Annotated in this window: 13 protein-coding genes and 1 pseudogene; 1 reads left to right on the forward strand and 13 read right to left on the reverse strand. The window is 60.3% G+C overall.

Annotated elements, in window-relative coordinates; all coding sequences use genetic code 11:
• Window positions 1-31: 31 nt before the first annotated feature.
• The 10 genes and pseudogenes from AC0ZT5_RS20925 to AC0ZT5_RS20970 all read right to left on the reverse strand — a co-directional run bounded on the left by AC0ZT5_RS20925 (window position 32) and on the right by AC0ZT5_RS20970 (window position 13,438).
• Window positions 32-1,387: an NAD(P)/FAD-dependent oxidoreductase gene (locus AC0ZT5_RS20925; protein WP_488497967.1), complete on the reverse strand. Its 1,356-nt coding sequence runs from the start codon at window positions 1,385-1,387 to the stop codon at window positions 32-34.
• Between the two features lie 374 nt (window positions 1,388-1,761).
• On the reverse strand, window positions 1,762-1,983 hold the full coding sequence (locus AC0ZT5_RS20930; protein ID WP_488497968.1) for a hypothetical protein: 222 nt from the start codon (window positions 1,981-1,983) through the stop codon (window positions 1,762-1,764).
• Window positions 1,984-2,106: 123 nt separating this feature from the next.
• Complete coding sequence (locus AC0ZT5_RS20935) at window positions 2,107-2,325, reverse strand: hypothetical protein (RefSeq protein WP_488497969.1); 219 nt, start codon at window positions 2,323-2,325, stop codon at window positions 2,107-2,109.
• Window positions 2,326-2,360: 35 nt separating this feature from the next.
• A complete protein-coding gene (locus AC0ZT5_RS20940; RefSeq protein WP_488497970.1) occupies window positions 2,361-3,122 on the reverse strand; it encodes an ATP-binding protein in 762 nt (253 codons plus the stop codon).
• Between the two features lie 356 nt (window positions 3,123-3,478).
• Window positions 3,479-5,199 (reverse strand): annotated as a pseudogene (gene poxB, locus AC0ZT5_RS20945) (ubiquinone-dependent pyruvate dehydrogenase).
• Between the two features lie 284 nt (window positions 5,200-5,483).
• A complete protein-coding gene (locus AC0ZT5_RS20950) occupies window positions 5,484-7,460 on the reverse strand; it encodes a mechanosensitive ion channel domain-containing protein (protein ID WP_488497971.1) in 1,977 nt (658 codons plus the stop codon).
• Window positions 7,457-8,452: an HlyD family secretion protein gene (locus AC0ZT5_RS20955; RefSeq protein ID WP_488497972.1), complete on the reverse strand. Its 996-nt coding sequence runs from the start codon at window positions 8,450-8,452 to the stop codon at window positions 7,457-7,459. Before AC0ZT5_RS20955 ends, AC0ZT5_RS20950 begins: the two co-directional genes overlap by 4 nt.
• Window positions 8,442-10,781 (reverse strand): ABC transporter permease, encoded by a 2,340-nt coding sequence (locus AC0ZT5_RS20960; protein WP_488497973.1) that lies wholly within the window; start codon window positions 10,779-10,781, stop codon window positions 8,442-8,444. Before AC0ZT5_RS20960 ends, AC0ZT5_RS20955 begins: the two co-directional genes overlap by 11 nt.
• The gene (locus AC0ZT5_RS20965; protein ID WP_488497987.1) at window positions 10,781-11,953 is read right to left on the reverse strand and encodes an HlyD family secretion protein; all 1,173 of its coding nucleotides are present in this window, start codon (window positions 11,951-11,953) and stop codon (window positions 10,781-10,783) included. The genes AC0ZT5_RS20960 and AC0ZT5_RS20965 overlap by 1 nt, the downstream gene beginning before the upstream one ends.
• A gap of 156 nt (window positions 11,954-12,109) precedes the next feature.
• Entirely contained in the window at window positions 12,110-13,438 is a 1,329-nt protein-coding gene (locus AC0ZT5_RS20970) for a patatin-like phospholipase family protein (protein ID WP_488497974.1), read from the reverse strand.
• A 556-nt stretch (window positions 13,439-13,994) separates the two neighbouring features.
• Between AC0ZT5_RS20970 and AC0ZT5_RS20975 the strand changes: the two genes are divergently transcribed.
• Window positions 13,995-14,675 (forward strand): DUF1275 family protein, encoded by a 681-nt coding sequence (locus AC0ZT5_RS20975; protein WP_488497975.1) that lies wholly within the window; start codon window positions 13,995-13,997, stop codon window positions 14,673-14,675.
• A gap of 245 nt (window positions 14,676-14,920) precedes the next feature.
• Here AC0ZT5_RS20975 and AC0ZT5_RS20980 read toward each other — a convergent pair whose 3' ends face one another.
• The 3 genes from AC0ZT5_RS20980 to AC0ZT5_RS20990 form a co-directional block, all read right to left on the reverse strand.
• Window positions 14,921-15,349: a hypothetical protein gene (locus AC0ZT5_RS20980; protein WP_488497976.1), complete on the reverse strand. Its 429-nt coding sequence runs from the start codon at window positions 15,347-15,349 to the stop codon at window positions 14,921-14,923.
• Window positions 15,350-15,511: 162 nt separating this feature from the next.
• On the reverse strand, window positions 15,512-15,766 hold the full coding sequence (locus AC0ZT5_RS20985; protein ID WP_488497977.1) for a hypothetical protein: 255 nt from the start codon (window positions 15,764-15,766) through the stop codon (window positions 15,512-15,514).
• Window positions 15,767-16,097: 331 nt separating this feature from the next.
• Window positions 16,098-16,773 (reverse strand): MFS transporter (locus AC0ZT5_RS20990; protein WP_488497978.1); only part of this gene is annotated, 676 nt, incomplete at its 5' end.

The raw sequence follows: 16,773 nt of genomic DNA on the forward strand, positions 1-16,773 counted from the left end.
GAGAGATCTTCGCTTTCGCGCACGGGACGAATCACGGCACCGTAGTTTCTTTGGTCGCGACCGGGGCATTTGTGGGTCGTGGGGCTTCAGAAATCAGCCGCGAGCTGCGCTGACCGGTCAGATACGACCACAGCCATTGCGATTGCACCCGCCAACGGTTCTGAAGTTGGGGTAGAGCGAGCAGGTGGACGAAAGCCCATATGAAATAGGTGAGGAAGCCGCTCGTCCTCAGATGACCGGCTTCCAGAATGGCGAAGTTCTTGCCGACGACTGCCATGTTGCCTTTGTTTCGATACCGAAACGCGCGCTTTGGTTTGCGCCCCTTGATCTGGTCGGAGATCACACGGCCTACATAGCGCCCTTGCTGGATGGCCGCTTGCGCGACGCCGGGCACGGGTCGCCCGTCCTGCTGTATGGACGCTGCGTCGCCGACCACGAATATGCTTGGTTCACCTGGCAAGTTGAGGGAAGGCTCGACCAGTGCCCTGCCCGCCCGGTCCGTTTTGGCGCCGAGCAGCTGGATGATGGGCGATGCGACCATGCCTGCCGTCCACAACACGGTCGCGCTGGGGATTCTTTCGCCCCCCGCGATCACACCCTGTGCGTCGACACGGTCGACCTTGACACCAGTCGCAACCTTCACGCCGAGCTTGGCGAGATGTCTGGCGACCTTTTTCGACAGCGACGGAGCAAAGCTCGGAAGCACCCGGTCGCCTCCCTCGATCAAGATGATGGTGCTGGTAGCCGGATCGATCTGCCTGAAATTCCCACGCAGCGTGACCTTCACCATCTGCGCAATCGATGCCGCGAGTTCGACACCGGTCGGTCCGGCACCGACGAGCACAAAATTCATCTGGCGGGCGCGCTCGTTCTCATCGTCGGTCGCCTCGGCCATTTCGAATGCGCTCAGGATCTTGGTTCTGATCGCCTCGGCGTCGCTGAGATTCTTGATGCCCGGTGCGAAGGCCGCGAATTCGTCGTGGCCGAAATAGCTCGGACGCGTGCCCGTAGCGACCACGAGGAAATCGAACCGCACCTTGCGAATGCCGATCCCGGGACAGAGGGTGTCGACCGTGCGGTGGATCGTATCGACGTCGACGACGTCGGCGAGCATTACATCCAAATTGGCTTGCTTCGCCTCAAGTTGTCGGATCGGCGCCGCGATCTCGGATGGTGAAAGCACTGCGGTCGCCACCTGATAGAGCAGCGGCTGGAAGATATGATGGTTGCGGCGATCGATCAGAACCACGTCCGCATCGGACCTTTTCAAGGTCCGCGCCGCGGCCACTCCGGCAAAACCGGCGCCCAGGATGACGACCCGCGGTCGCTGGGGGCGTGAGCCTTCACCGTCGACGGCGTTCTCAGAGGCATCAGTTACAGCCAACATAGCTCATCACCTCATGATTAGCTGGGGTCGTGCAACTGGCCGACCTGAAGACCATTCAATCGAATAGCTCGAGAGAGGCGCCGCTTTCTTGTAGGGACTTGCTGTGACCCGAAGCGGACTGCCACATTCAATCGCGCCGATTTAAGGAGCTGTTCGCCAGGCAGGAAGCCTTGGGATTGCGAGGTACTGGCAGAGGCCAGTGGGGATCACCTTTGGCGCGCTCGCTTAGCCTGCTCAGCGAGAGAAGCCGACAACATCGGCGCCCACAAATCGACAGAGGTGCCTCTCTGCAGCTAACGAGCAGCCGACAGCCGGCCACCCGCTAGCCGATAGGGAGGGCCAAGTGTGACCAGGTCCCCGGGTTCATTCAAAGGTTACCTGCCCCAAATACCGCGACCATATCCGTCCTTGGTTGCCGGAGGTTTCTGCAGGTTTTGCAGGTCGCCGGTATTGCCAATCTCATTGGAAAAGGTGTGCGTCGGGTAGGACATTGTCGCGGGTCCTTGCACTTCTTGCGATCCATAATGATCGCTCGCAGCAAAGACGGTTCCACCTAACAGGAAGAGCGTGGCGACGGCGAGAATGGTGACTTTCATTTCTTGCTCCAATGGTTGGGTCGCGATGTAGCGGAACGTGCTTTCGGCGTTCGGACGGTGGCGGGCTTGGAGACCATGGAGGGGGATCAAATTGCATGCCCTCGGCGTAGTGCGCTCAAGGCCCTAGACGCAGCGCTGGCCTGGCAGGCGTGAGCGCGTCGCCAAGAGAAGCTGCCGCTGCTCTTCGCCCAGGGTATGCACCTGGCGCGACTGAACCAACGCGGCACGGCGCGCAGTAGCCGGTCCAGCCCCTCGCATGTAGTACAGCTCCGGTCGGTAGCGCGGCCAGAAGAAGTCCCTGGTGGTCGAACCAAGTTTGATGATCAGAGTGCGGACATCCATTGCACGTTCTCCTTTCTGCCTGTTGATAGACAACGCTAGTCGGCGAATGACGCCGACATCACCGGCAGCCACAGGTCGATGGTGGTGCCGCGATGAGGCGCGCTGGCGATCGACAGCCCGCCGCCTTGACGCTCCATAAGTTGCCTGACAGTCGCGAGGCCGAGGCCCGTTCCATTTGTCTTGGTCGAGAAGTTCGGCTCGCCCGCCATTTTCAGGGTCGCCTCATCCATTCCGATGCCGCTGTCTGAGATTGTCAGGCGGATCATCGAAGCGCTTCCCAGCGCCCGACCGCTCGACAGACAATCCTGCTCAGCAGCGATCGTCACACGTCCTCCGGTCGGCATCGCGTCACGGGCGTTCAAAACAAGATTGAGCAAAGCCCGCTCGATCAGCTGCTGGTCGATGAAGGCCTCGGGAAGATCCGGGGCGATGTCGACGTCAAGGCGAATGTGCGTCGACAACAAGCTTGCAAGCGGTGCCTCAAGTCGTTCTAGAAGCCGACCGACATCGACCGCAGCGAGCTTGACTGGTCGGGGGCTTGCAAAATCGAGCAGTTGCCGTGCCAACGTCTTGGCTCGAAAGGCACAGTAAATCGCGCCGTCAATCTTTTTCAGTTGCCGCGCCGTCAGGGCTCCGCGACCTTGCATTTCCTCAAGGACGGACACGATCGGCGTCAGCAATATGTTGAAATCGTGAACAATGGAGGTGAGCAATAAGCGCGGATCAGGAACTACCGGCGGGGCAATGTTGTCATCAGTAACGCGCTGCCCGGACGTCGTGTTGAGATTGTCAGCCATGGCTTCTCTCCATCGAGAGCGTCGCAAAGTCTGCTTTCTGTGGGTAGCATATGATCACGTCTCAAGATTCAGGGCTTGTACGAAGCATCTGATCTTTTGACGTTTCTCGCAGGTCTTTCTGGCTGCTCGGTCGATGTTCAAAGCACATGGCGCACAGTCGCCGACCTCATGACGCGACAGGCGCCTACGGTCTCGTGGGCGGCTCCTTCAATGGCTTGACTGAATCCTGCGTAGGCGCCGCAACGTCTCTTGGGTGCGCGTCCGCCACGAATAGGTTATGCGGCGGGCGCAGAAGCAGCCTTGACTGGTGAGCGGACGCTGGTTGCGATCGTGGCTCTGCTCTCCTACTCCCACAGTCAGCGAGAGAGATTTACCTTGGCAAGGTCGACAAGCTGGGTCGCCCGGCCGTCCAGAACCGCCTTCATAGTGTACATCCCGAAATGATAGGCCTGATCCAGCGTGGTCTTGGGGGGCATGGCAAGCTCCTGTCGAGCACTCACCACGTCGACGAGAACCGGTCCCTTGTGCGCCAATGCTGCCTCGATGGCGCCCTTCAACTCCTGCGGCTTCTCAACCCTGATGCCGCGGATACCCGTGGCTTCCGCTATCAGGGCAAAGTTGGGGTTTCTGAGATCGCAGCCTGTATCCAGAAATCCGTTCGCTTTCATCTCCATCTCGACAAAGCCGAGCGTTCCATTGTTGAGGACGATGACCTTTACCGGAAGCCCCATCTGGGTCAGCGTGATAAAATCTCCCATCATCATGCTGAAGCCGCCGTCGCCCGACATTGATATGACCTGGCGATCCGGATAGGTCGCCTGTGCGCCGATCGCTTGCAGCATCGCATTGGCCATCGATCCGTGATTGAACGAGCCGATAATACGCCGCCTGCCGTTGACCTTAAGATAGCGCGCCGTCCAGATGATCGGCGTTCCTACATCGCAGGTGAAGATCGCATCATCCGCCGCCAATTCGCTGACCAGGCGGGTGACATATTGGGGATGGATGATGTTGCTGTTTGGACCACTTTCCGCCAAGGCATCGAGATCTCTGCGCGCTCTCCTGTAGTCGATCAGCGCATTGCTGAGATGACTGGAATCCGTATTCTCCTCGACCGAAGGCAGCACGGCCTCGAGCGTGTCCTTGACGTTGCCGAGCAGGCCAAGATGAAGCGAGCAGCGATTGCCGAGCGCTTCAGGGCGCACATCCACTTGAGCGATTTTTGCATGCGCCGGAAAGAACGCCCGATATGGAAAATCGGTGCCGAGCATCAAGAGGGCGTCGCAGTTCTTCATGGCCGCGTAGCCGGATGCAAAGCCGACTAGGCCTGTCATTCCGACGTCGTAAGGGTTGTCGTATTCGACAAACTCCTTGCCGCGAAAGGCATGAACGATCGGGGCCTTCAGTTTGCGGGCGAGTTCGATGACCTCTGCATGGGCGCCTGCACACCCGGCGCCGCAGAATAGGGTTACCCGCGATGCGTTGTTGAGAAAGTCTGCCAGATGCCCGATATCGACCTCGCTTGGCCGCAGGACGGGTGCAGTGGGCGCTATCCATTCCGGCACATCGGCATCAATTTTCATCAGCGCGACATCCCAGGCAGTACAACGACTGCAACACCTCGCTTAGCGATGGCGACCCGGATGGCCCGTTTCAAAATCTGTGGAAGCTGCTTGGGATTGGAAACCAACTCGACATAGTGGCTGCAATCTCTGAACAGGTTCTCCGGATGTGTCGCCTGGAAATAATCGATCCCGATTTCGCTGCTGGGGATGTGGGCCGCGATTGCCAGAACCGGCACACCGTTGCGTTGGCAATCAAACAGGCCGTTGATCAGATGAAGGTTGCCTGGACCACAGCTACCGGCGCACACTGCAAGGCCTCCGGTAAGATGAGCTTCAGCCCCGGCCGCAAAGGCTGCGGCCTCTTCGTGGCGCATATGAATCCAATCGATTGACTTTCGCCGCCGCAGCGCATCGGTAAAGCCGTTGAGTGAGTCTCCGACCACCCCATAGACGCGCTTCACCCCCGTTTTCTCAAGGGTTTCGACCAAATATTCGGATGCAGTTTTGCTCACAGCTTTCCTCACCTATCGCAGGAAAACCTCCGCCAAGGACCAGGGGGCGGGGGGTTCTCCTATGTTGAACTCGGGTGTTTCTCGGCGAACTGTCGGCGATGATTTCGCTTCCGTTTCGGCGGATCGAGTTGCCGATGCGCGCGCAACCGGCAGAAGGCGCGATCGACCCTGCACCACCAAGTGGGTGCAAAGCTTGTAGGAAGCGTCTGTGCTTTGGACGCTTCTCGCAGGATTGCTGACCTTTCGATGGAAGCAACATTCGTCGGCGACCAAGGATTGATTGGTCAAAGTGAAAGATTGAAAAGCTGCCTGATGCGCGCGCGTAACGGCGGTATCGTTGTAGCGGGATCCGCGCTGTCGCCTCTGCCGAGCCGACGCCGCTCTGATGCGCTCCGCTTCGAGAGAAGCAAAGCCAGCTCGTCGGCGATCGCAGGGCGATCCCGCATCAGTGGCGCCAGACCTTCTTGGGTGATCTCATAAACGACGACGAAGGTGAGAGCGTCAATGCAGCCGAACTCACCGGCGCCTGTCAGAAGACCGGCTTCGCCGAAGCAGTCTCCCGGCGCAAGACGCTCCAGTTCCATCTCGCGCGCGCCCTCGCGCCGATTTACGGCCACCACGCCGCTGCGCACAATCATAAGCGACTTCAGCACCTCGCCCTGTTCCGCGAGGGTTTCACCCTTTCGGAAAGTCTGGCGCGTCATCGTCGAGGCGAGCGCGTCCTTCTCATTCTCGGTCAGCGAAGCAAATAACGGGATCGCGTCCAGAAGCCGCCTTGGCGTGGTATGGAAGCCGAACGGCACCTCAATCGCGTTCGGTTCCGGGAATGCCGGACCGACAGATTCCACAGGCGCGGCGAGAGTGAGTCCGGCTGCCTTCGCATGACGGAAGATCAGGTCGAACACTTCGCTCTTTGCCTTGCTGGCGAGGGTTCTGTCTCCAACACTGAAGGCAAGCTCCAGTTCCACCGCGCCTCCGTCCAGCGACAGGATTTGTACACTCGGCTCCGGCTGCGCCAATATCGAATTGCTGCTCAAGAGGACCGCGCGCATCACATCGGCCATCGTGGACGGCCCTGTGCTCGGCCGAAAACGGACTGAGAGCGTCACGCCGTGGCTCCGCTGGGGACTGCTGACATTAGTCAGCCTTGCCTTCGCGAGGTCGCTGTTGGGGACGACCACCAGGTCGTTTGTGCCCGTTAGAAGGTGGGTGGCCCGCCAATTCGTCTCGACCACCTTGCCTTCGATGCCGCCGCTCAGCACAAGCCAGTCGCCGATCCTGTAGGGCTTGGCGAGGTTGAGTGCTATGCCCGAGAAGACGTCGCCCAAAGTGCTTTGCAAGGCAAGGCCAAGGACAATGGCGACCGCGCCTGATGTGGCTATCAGCGTTCCGACCGGGGCGTTGAATACGTAGGCGATGATCGAGAGGAATGCAGCTACGTAGATGACACCTACAACAAGATCTTGGAGAAGCCGCCCCTCACGGGGCTGATGTTCGAGGATGAGAAATACGCGAACCAAGCCGATCAGCGACCATGCGGCATTGATCCACCAGACCACCTTGATGATATCTAGGAACACCAGCTGCACCCTTGAGACGTCGGCCGGATCGACCTCATACGGGATGATCCCGTGATACAGCAGCAGCGCCGTAAGCACCAAAAAGAATCCCAGCTGACCGACCAGACGCAGGGTCTGGCGGCCGCGGCGTAGAATGCGTGTAACCAGTGCGCCCGCCGCAGCAAGCACGCCGGTCTGGACGGTGGGATCCGCTATGATTTCGGATAGGTGTGCGTAGTTAACCATGGGATTGGGAGCCACATATTGTTCAACGACAAGAGGACCCGGTATGAAAGTCCCGCAGTGCAGGTCCGCCTCGATATCCGCGGTGGTGGTTAAGACTGCCTCCTGAATTGGGTTGGAAGTCATATTGCGAGCTGCGAAGAACTGCTGGTTGAAGAAGACGGTGACGTGCGGCCGCTGCCCGCGCAGGATGTTCCGCTCGAGATTTTCAGGAATGTAGACTGCGGCAACAGCCTTGCCGAAACGCACGGCGGTTTTGGCCTCGCAGAGGTCGTAGGAGCGCATTGTTACCTTGACCCCGGGAGACGAACGGATCGCGTCCACAAACCTTCCAGAGACTTTTGATCCGTCTCGATCGACCACCTCGACCGGAAGGTCGCGGACGATTGCTCTGCTGAGTATGGCGCGCCAAGCCGACGACTTTCCGGGCCTTCCTTTCGCGGCCACGACCGACCTCATCCGACGAACCTCGGGGACCTACGGTTGGGGGTGAGCCAAACAGTCATGCCGGGCTCCAGCCCTTCGGCACTGCCGCTTGGATCAAGGCGTAATCGGAAGGAATTGAGATCATGGTCGCCGACAGCGCGGGCCGCGCGCCAGGTCGCGAATTCCCCCAATGGACGCAGTTCCGTCACGCGAGCGTCGATTTGACGACCGCCCTGCACCGTCAGTGCTACCGTTTTGCCGAGCGTCAGTTCGCGTAGATCATCTTCACGCAGGGTGAACGCGAACCAGGCCTGACCATCCACTTCCAACGTCATCACCGGCTTTCCCGGGCCGATGATCTCGCCAGGTTCGGCAACGCGGATCCCTATCGTGCCATCCATCGGTGCGGTCAGTCTGGTCTTGTCCAACTTGGCCTCGATATCCGTGACTGTCGCCTCGGCCAACGCCACCTGAGCGTCCGCCAGAGCACGCTCCTCGGCGGTAGGACCCGCGCTTGCTTCCGCCGCTTGCGCCTGCTTGAGATCAAGATCAGCTTTCGCCTTCGCGAGGGAGGCCCTGCTCGTGTCGAGCGTCTGTTTGCTGGCGAAGTCCTTGCCGGCAAGTGCCGATGCGCGGTCATACTGTTGCTGGGCGAGCAGAAGGTCGGCTTGCGACGTCTGGATCGCTTGGTTCGCGATTGCCACCTCTTCCGCCCGCACGCCCGAATAGACCTTATCTCGTTGTGCTTTGGCGCTCGATGCGGCGGCTTTGGCCTCGCCGACAGATGCTGTCAGTTCAGGGTCGTCAAGCGCGGCAAGCAGATCACCCTTGTGGACGTGCTGGCCCGCAATGACGGCCACCGACACCAGACGCCCCGTAGCGTCGGGGGCGATGCGAATCTCGGTCTGCCGAACCATGCCTGCGATCGGCGGGTTCGCCTGTTCTGCCGACGCGTCCCAGACACTGCAAACCATCGCGCCTGCAGCCAGTACCATTGCAAAAATATATGGAGGTCTAGCCAGCATCGGACGCCCTCCAAGCCGCATTGATTCTGGCTGACGCGATCGCAAGGATTGCGTAGACGCCTGTCAGTATCCACAGCCGCATCCAGTCCTTCGAGACGTCCGGCAAATTCGCCCCCATCTGGTTGACCCGCACCAAGCCATCGATCCCGGAGGTGCTTGGAAGGATAAAGCTGACCGTCCGAAGCATTGGCGGGATCGCTTCCTGCGGCCATGCGACGCCGACCAGAAAAAACATCGGAAGACTGACCGCAACAAACAGAAGAACCGCCGTTTCGCGCCGCTTGAACCAACTGCCGACGAACTGCCCGAGCAGGCTGACCGAGAGAATGAAGGGAATGGCCATGACGGTCAGGTCGAGCACATGATCGTTTGCCGAGAAACCATAGATCCTCGGCAGCACGACGAGGAATAGCGCGAAGCCCGGCAACGTCAGCAGCAGATGCGCGAGGCTTTGACCGATCACCGCTGACACGGCGCCACGACGACGGCGAGCGCTGCGTCCGCCCTGCTCATAGGCCACCCCACCCAGCGTCGCCGAGCCCATCAGCAGCGTCTGCTGCAGAATCAACATAAAAGCGGCCGGGACGATGTAGCTGCCGTAGCCGCCGGTGGGATTGAACAGAGGCTGATTCAAGATCTCCACAGGCGAGGTCGTTGCAAGAGCTGCCCGATAGAGACTTCCATCCGGGCGGGCGCTGCGCGCCGCAAGATCTGTCGCGACCGCACCCACTCCTTCCTGAATGCCCTCCAGCGTCCGGTTATAAAGCAGGAAGTAGGCTGAATCGACATAGGCAGGGAGTCTGGCCTGATCGCCCTTCAGGATCTCGCGCTCAGTTCCTGCCGGAATGCTCAGGATGCCGAAGATCTCCCGACGTGCGAGCGCCGCCTGCGCGTCCGCCAACGTGGCCGGCCGAAGCGCCACCTTCACCGCTTCGTCGGCATTGATTGCCTGGATGATCGTGCGGCTAACGTCGGAAGAATCCCCATCCACGACGGCAATGGGGATGTCCTTGATAAGTTGGCTAAGATAGGGTTGCGGGTAGAACACGCCGTAGATGATAGGTGCCAGAACAATCAGGCCGAAGGCGCTGCGGTCACGGATGACTCTGCTGTATTCGTCGGTGAATGCTCGAGCAATGCCGATCCTGGCCGGCCCCTGGTGCTGAGAGGGTTCGGCCGATTTCGGCAGCGGGTCGTGACCGATGGCACGCAGTCTCAGCCAGGTTAGGCTGAAATAGATGACTGCCAATCCGCCCAGCATCATGAAAGGCTCGGCTGAATCCCTTGCCGGAACGCCACGGGCCGCTTGGTCAAACAGGATCTGGATGTACCAGCGTAGCGGCAGGATTGCACCCCAGGTGCGGGCGAAGAGATTCATGGCCAACACAGGAAAGCCGACCCCGGCGAAGCCGAACGCCGGCGAACAGATGATGCCGGTAAGGCTGAGACCGAGGGCAAGGTTTCTTGCGAGAAGCTGCAGCAGCGCGCCCAGCGACAAATAGGCAATGATCATCAGGCAAGCGCCGGCGCCCACCAGCACAGGGTCGCCGCGGAAAGGTATCTCAAAAATACCGTGAATGATGCCGAGCCCGAGGGCCATCATGACCAGGAAGATGCCGAAATAGGGTGCCAGCTTGCCAACGAGCGCGATGAGCATGCTGTCGCCGGCCGTCGCCTGCCAGTCCCGCATGTTGCGCGATCCGAACTCGGAGCCGACCGCATAGCCGCCTGAAAGTGCGATCACGATATGGAGAACGGTCGGCAGGATCGCTCGCAACAAGAACTGCGCATAGTTCAGAGCCGGATTTGTGAGAACGTATTGTTCGACGACAAGTGGACCCAGCGCGAAGGCAGCGCTGCGCGGCCCTGCCGGCAGGTCGGCGACGGCTGCCGATAGCGCCGACTGCAGCGAACTCGAGGCGACGTTGCCGGGCGTGAAGAACTGTTTGTTGGAGAAGATCACGACTTGCGGGCGGCGCCCACCCATGATGTCGCGTTCGAAATTCACAGGGATATAGACCGCAGCGATGGCCTCACCGGAGCGGATGGCATGCGTGGCTCCATTAAGGTCGGAGGAACGTCTCGCCACGGTAACGCTCGGTGCCGAGCTGATCGCCAGCACGAAGGCCTCGGATGTCTTCGACTTATCCTGATCGACCACGTCGACACGCAGGTCACGGATAACGGCATTGCTGAATGTGGCGGAAAGGATCGCAAAGGCAATCAACGGGATGACGACGACGAGCAGCAGGGCTACCTTGTCACGGCAGATCCAGGTCACCTCGCGGAGAGCGACATCGACAATGCCAAAGCGACGGGTTCTCCTCATCAGTGCGCCTCGTTCCAATCCGCGTAGGCGCTCATGCCGGGCCTAAGGTTGGGAAGCTTGTCGACTGGATAGGCCCGCACCGCAAAGGTCCTGAGATCGAAGTCGCCAGTCGCGCGTGTTGCGCGCCATCCGGTATACTCGCCGCGGGTTGCGATGGTCCGCACCTCGACTGTTACGGGCATGTCGCCAAGCGCCGGGATTTTGACTGTGAACCGGTCACCTATCTTCAGACCCTTGACCAGATCCTCGCGCAGATCGAAATGCACCCAGACGTCGCTGAGGTCCACCAGCGAGAGCAATGGCACCCCAGGCGATACATATTCGCCAACCTCCGCCCCGACCTGATAGACCTGCCCGGCAATCGGCGCCTTGACGGTCATTTCGTTAGCCTGCGCCTGCAGGGTCGCGATCGCGGCCTCAGCCTTGGCGACAGCCGCTTGCGCAACGCCGCGTTCTTCAGGGGTATGTCCTGCGACAGCTTCTTGATAGGCGAGCTGTGCTTGCTCCAGGGTTCGCTTCGCCACATCAAGCGAAGCGGTCGCCTCGTCGAGCTTCTCGACAGACTCGAACCCCCCCTCGGTAACCTGCTTGACCCGGTCATAAGTCTGCTGGGCAAGCGTCAGACTGGCCTGCGCTGACGCGACCGCAGCCTTACGTTCCGCGATCTCCTCGGCACGGGTGCCGACCTGGATGCGCGTGAAGTCGGCCTGAGCGACGACCCTTGCTGCCTGCGCCTCGCGAAGCTGCGTCAACAGCTCCGGATTATCGATCGCCACCAGCAGTTGCCCGGCCGTGACATTGTCGCCGCGCGAAACCGGCCGCTGTCCGACCCTGCCATCGACGCGAGCCGCGATGTCAAAGCGGGTGGCATCGGCTTCGCCTTGCACCAGCAGTGGCTGCGGGCGAACGAGATACCACAATGACAAACCGACGATCGCCAGCACGCTGAGCGCAACAATGATCGCCGCCATTTTCGAGGTTTGGGGCGGCTCGGCGGCGAGTTGTACTGGTGTGGGCGCGCGAGGATCCGATTGCCGCAATTCGGTTTGAGGGCTTCCAAGGCTTCGGTCCGAAGCTCCAAGCACTTCAAGACGGGCGACCGTCGCAACGCGACCGGGCGGCGACGACTGATCGGTCGAATCTAAAGTTTTGCCTATCGGGTCACGCGACATGTCCGACACCGTGTGTCTCCGTTTGGTCTGGACAATGCTTGATGGCGATTGTCATCGTGTCTGTCGTCTCGGCCCGCTCTCTGAAATGAGCCTGCCGCTCGTCGGGACGCGTGGCTTCGAAAGCCGTCGACGCATCACCACTCCTCCCCGGTAGGCTCACCTCAAAAATCCAGGCGGAGTTTTTTTCCAATGCACGCCGTTGCGACCCATCTCGTAGCCTTCTGCGTACAGCGCACGCATGAACCTGTTGTCGAACGGGCTCTTGGCTTCAACGGTGAAGTCGGCCGGGATGTCTATGTAGTTGAAGTCAATCCGATCACGTTCGGCGTCTGCGTAGAGCCGATAGACGTCGCCGATGGCTTGCGTCTTGATCAGCGACGAGACCGCCTTCTCGGCAATATCCGGCAGGGTGGCCTTGACCGAGCTGTACTCCGGCGTGGTTCGACCGTTGCGGATCACGTACAGCCGCGCCCTGACCCTGGTGTGGAAGGTCTTGTCGAGTTCGCCGAGCGTCAGCCCTGCAGGCATGAGAAAGACCTCGTTGGCAGTGCCGCCGTCGACATGCATCTCGTGATAGGTCCTGCCGGCTGCGGTCACTTCCAGATTGACGGGTGGAAAGATGCCGGGAACGGACGTGGAGGCGAGGATGACCTCGCTAAACAGTTTTTTGCGGTCCGGCCGCCCACTGGCCGCGATGGCCCCCATGTCCCAGATGACGGCGCGGTCTGCATCGAGATTGGTCGTCCCGATAAACAGGCGGCGTCCCTTGGCGTACTCGCTGGCGATCGCCGCAAGCACGGCGTCAGTGATGTGTTCGTCGAGCATCTTGGCGAGCGGCGCATTGCTGGTGAACGAACCGCTCGAGAGCGCTCCAAGAAAACTGTACCTTTTATAGATATTTGCGTCGCTAACCTCGGTGAAACCCTCCTTGAGCTCGCCGTCATAGGCTGGCCCCAGGAACGCAAAGGGTGCGATGAGCGCGCCGGCGCTGATCCCCGTGACGATGTCGAACTTTGGCCTGGTCCCGGCTTTCGCCCAGCCGGCAAGAAGCCCCGCTCCGAAGGCGCCGCTGCTGCCACCACCCGACAGTGTAAGAGCGTTTAGTTCCCTCATATTTATGGATGGATCGGTCTTGGACGCTTTCAGTCGCTCGTCGCGTAGCCGGACGAGCCGGCCGGCCGGATAGCTGGCGTAGGAATCTCCCCAGACCCGGATGTCGCGCTGATAGCCGGGCGGCTCGGCCGCCGACGCAAATTGCTGGGGCACGCTATCGCGCGGAAAGGCTGCAATGCATGCGGTGAGCTGGCTTGTGCAGAGGCAAAACGCGATCATTCGCGCGAGCGCTCTTCTGGAGCTGCGCAAAGGGTTGTAGACCTGCTGCAGGATGCGCATGGCGATGGCAGAACGGGCTGAATCGGCAAGGCAGGAAGACAATGACCGGGACAAGCTGCCTTCCGATGACCATGCGGTCCGGACTGTCGTCATGGATCCTTCCTCTCTCAAGCAGCTTGCGACAAGCGATAGGGGCTTGCGGGAAGTCACTCCTCAACTGTCTCGCCGCCTGGCGCTGCTTACGAGAGATCCTTTGACCACAGGCGGGTGTTGGGTGCTTGTACAAAGCAATGGGTTTTTTGACGTCCCATGCGTGATCGACATGCGAGCCGCCCCAATCCATTTGGACCAGCCAATCGCGGCGAACGGCCCTGACGTGGCGAAGAAGGTGAACCGAGCGCCACACGTGGACGGTTGAAACGCTTTCGCCATTGAGGGGTCGAATGTGTTCGGGTGTCGTCCAAGCACCCTCTGCTGAACGCTCAACAATCCTGCGAGAAACGTCAAAAGCGCGGACGCTTCCTACAAGCCTTGAATTTCGAGGGGTGATCCAGTGCGCCTCACGGAGAAAAGCGCAAGCACAGAATGCTCGCCGTCAGGGCACCGAGCATCAATCCTTTGCAACGAGGACAACCATGCCGTCGAACGCCATTCCACACGCTGCGAACTCGGCATGCGTCACGGGAACATTGCGTATGCGGAGATCTTCATGACCAGACCATCGCTCGGCGTCCTTCTCGGTCTCAACGGCGGTTACGTCGACACAATGGGCTTCCTCGCCCTTGCCGGCCTCTTCACTGCCCATGTGACGGGGAATTTCGTGACGCTGGGCGCTGCGCTTGCCTTCGGTACGACTGGCGTGGTCGCGAAGCTGCTCGCATTGCCGGTCTTCTGTATCGTTGTCCTGCTGTCGAGTGCGCTAGCGCTGCGCCTTAAGCTCGAAGGACGAAGAGCCATCGTCACACTCCTCACCCTGAAGCTTGTGCTGTTCACGATCGCCGCCATCGCCGCCTTCGTTCACGGCCCTGTCTCGAATGGCGACTCGCCTGCCGCAATCGCCATCGGGATGACCCTCGTAACGGCCATGGCGATCCAGAACGGGCTGCATCGCGCCCATCTTTCCAAGCTGCCGCCGACGACGCTCATGACCGGCACGACGACGCAGATCATGATCGATCTCGCCGACCTCATGTCCGGTACGGCAAGCGACCACGCGCTCGAGGTCAAGGAACGGCTGAAGCGCATGGCAACCAGCCTCCTCAGCTTCGCAATCGGATGCGCGGCCGCAGCGCTCGCCTTCGTCGCCTCTCCGACCTGGTGCTTCGTGGTGCCGCCCGTGCTGGTCGGTCTCAGCTTCCTGCCCACTTCCCGTGAACCCTCCGACGCGTAAGCTCGACAACGTCAAGGGAGCACCCCCGTATAGCGGCCGATCCGGCCTTGCAAAGGTGCTCACATGGAAGATCTTGGCCCGACCGAGCTCCACCCGATTCACATACAGCGTTGCCGCCTGAGCATTCTGTGCTTGGACGGCACGAACTACATCCCATGGCGAGAGCCCGAGGCTTTTCAGCTGCGAGCTAGCGGCCTGAACGTTAGGGCGCGTCTCTAGCAGCGAACTGGGCCGTCGGCCACGATCTAAGCGTTTAAGTCTTCTCGACACGCATCACTGAACGCGCGAAGCAAATCGACCTCGTCGGCCCGCCTGCTGTCCGGATTGCGAAAATCTAAATTGGGGCGGTCGTAGATTTCGACAATGCGTTGCATGACCGCCTCAGCCTTCGAGACGACGTCAACAGAGGCGAAGAGCCGCAATTTCCCGGTCAATGCGTAAAGGCGGATAACTTTTGATGGATCGTCGAACTCATGGGATAGGGCATCTGTGAACAATTTCGAAGCTTCGTCGATGAACTCTCCATACAGATGTTCGCGGCGAGCTATCGCTTGAGTCACGCGTTGGGCACGCGCCTGCCCGTGCTGAGTTAGCCAGGTCGTCGCGAATGAAGCTATCGCACCAATCGCCGAACCTGCGAGAGCTGCGACAGCGGACACATAGGCATTGTCCATAGCACCTCACCTCCTTGCTAAGTTGATGTTAGAGCCAGGCAGACTGATCGAACCGCGCCCAGGAACTTCGTGCAGAGCACTAGGCAAGCCGCACCGGTCTGCCGCAGCTCTTGGGCAAGCGTGGTAAGACATGGGCCAGGAGGCGGGAACGCAGCCATAAGCTTACTCCCGCCCTGCCGCCCTGTCGGCGTTCGCATCGAGAAATTCCGCGCGCATGTAGAGGGCTTCGATTTCTGCAAAATAGAGTGAATGGGTCGGTGTCCGGATGAGAGAACGTGGCCTTTCCACCTTTGGCAGGCGTTCCATGACGAAACTGATAGCCTCCTTGAGGCTCGTTTCGCGGACGCGCATTGTCACCGTTTTGTTTCTGGAAAGCGTCAGTACCGTCGCCGGTATGGTGGGATCAATGTGCAGCATCGTTGGACCTCGGGGCAATTCGCGCGATTGGCTTTGGGGAGCGGCATCATGCGTATGCTGCGCAAGGTCGGCCGCCTTAGGCCACCGCGACGCATTCGAACGCTGAGCGGCCTCGCCTTGCTGCGATCAAGGCTGACGCGAAACCGACGGTCGGCTAGAGACCAGGAGCTGGCCGCGACTGCTTTGAGTTTCGATGCTCCAGCGTTTAACGGCGTTGTCATTGGCGAGAGCACACCACTCTTCGGAATCAGGAGCCCCCGCCGCGGTCGGGAACGGCGTTGGAGACCAATCTTCTCCACTTGAACGTCGGGCCGAATTCGGATCCGCGGGATCACTCCATGACAGCATTGTGATCCACTTCGGCAGGATGCGACGGCTTGCGCAGGAGCAGGAGCAGCGGAACGGCGGCAAGCGACAGGATCATCATCAGCTTGAAGTCGTTCATGTAGCTGATGATCGTCGCCTGCAGTGTGACGACGCCGTCGAGCGCGGCACGGCCGGCGGCGCTGTAAGGGTTCATCGCCTGGAAGATCGCCGGGTTGCTGAACGCCTGGTTGTAGGGCGTCACATAGGTGGCGATGTTGGCGTGGTTGATCTGCACGTTCTGCGTCAACAGCGCGGTGACCACCGATATGCCGACGCTGGAGCCGATGTTTCGCGACAGATTGTACAGTCCGGTGCCTTCCGCGCGCCGTTCCGGCGCCAGCGTGGCAAAGGTGATGGTGGTCAGCGGAACGAACAGGAAGCCGAGCCCCGCGCCCTGGATGAAGCCTGTGCTGATGATCGTCCATTGCGAGACATCAGGCGTCCAGCCGGTCATGTCATACATTGCCCAGGCGGTGATGAGCAGACCGGTCAAGAGCAGCCAGCGCGTATCCACCTTGCCGACCAGCCTGCCGACCAGAAACATGCAGGCCATCGTACCAAGTCCACGCGGCCCCATGACGATGCCGGCCGTCACCACCGGATAGCCCATCAGCGTCTGCAGATAGGGCGTCATCAAGGCC

Source organism: Mesorhizobium sp. CNPSo 4670, assembly GCF_057784235.1.

Coding starts and splice junctions, on each gene's coding strand:
- AC0ZT5_RS20925 (WP_488497967.1), bottom strand. CDS start 1,387: ATGTTGGCTGTAACTGATGCCTCTGAGAACGCCGTCGACGGTGAAGGC.
- AC0ZT5_RS20930 (WP_488497968.1), bottom strand. CDS start 1,983: ATGAAAGTCACCATTCTCGCCGTCGCCACGCTCTTCCTGTTAGGTGGA.
- AC0ZT5_RS20935 (WP_488497969.1), bottom strand. CDS start 2,325: ATGGATGTCCGCACTCTGATCATCAAACTTGGTTCGACCACCAGGGAC.
- AC0ZT5_RS20940 (WP_488497970.1), bottom strand. CDS start 3,122: ATGGCTGACAATCTCAACACGACGTCCGGGCAGCGCGTTACTGATGAC.
- AC0ZT5_RS20950 (WP_488497971.1), bottom strand. CDS start 7,460: ATGAGGTCGGTCGTGGCCGCGAAAGGAAGGCCCGGAAAGTCGTCGGCT.
- AC0ZT5_RS20955 (WP_488497972.1), bottom strand. CDS start 8,452: ATGCTGGCTAGACCTCCATATATTTTTGCAATGGTACTGGCTGCAGGC.
- AC0ZT5_RS20960 (WP_488497973.1), bottom strand. CDS start 10,781: ATGAGGAGAACCCGTCGCTTTGGCATTGTCGATGTCGCTCTCCGCGAG.
- AC0ZT5_RS20965 (WP_488497987.1), bottom strand. CDS start 11,953: ATGTCGCGTGACCCGATAGGCAAAACTTTAGATTCGACCGATCAGTCG.
- AC0ZT5_RS20970 (WP_488497974.1), bottom strand. CDS start 13,438: ATGACGACAGTCCGGACCGCATGGTCATCGGAAGGCAGCTTGTCCCGG.
- AC0ZT5_RS20975 (WP_488497975.1), top strand. CDS start 13,995: ATGACCAGACCATCGCTCGGCGTCCTTCTCGGTCTCAACGGCGGTTAC.
- AC0ZT5_RS20980 (WP_488497976.1), bottom strand. CDS start 15,349: ATGGACAATGCCTATGTGTCCGCTGTCGCAGCTCTCGCAGGTTCGGCG.
- AC0ZT5_RS20985 (WP_488497977.1), bottom strand. CDS start 15,766: ATGCTGCACATTGATCCCACCATACCGGCGACGGTACTGACGCTTTCC.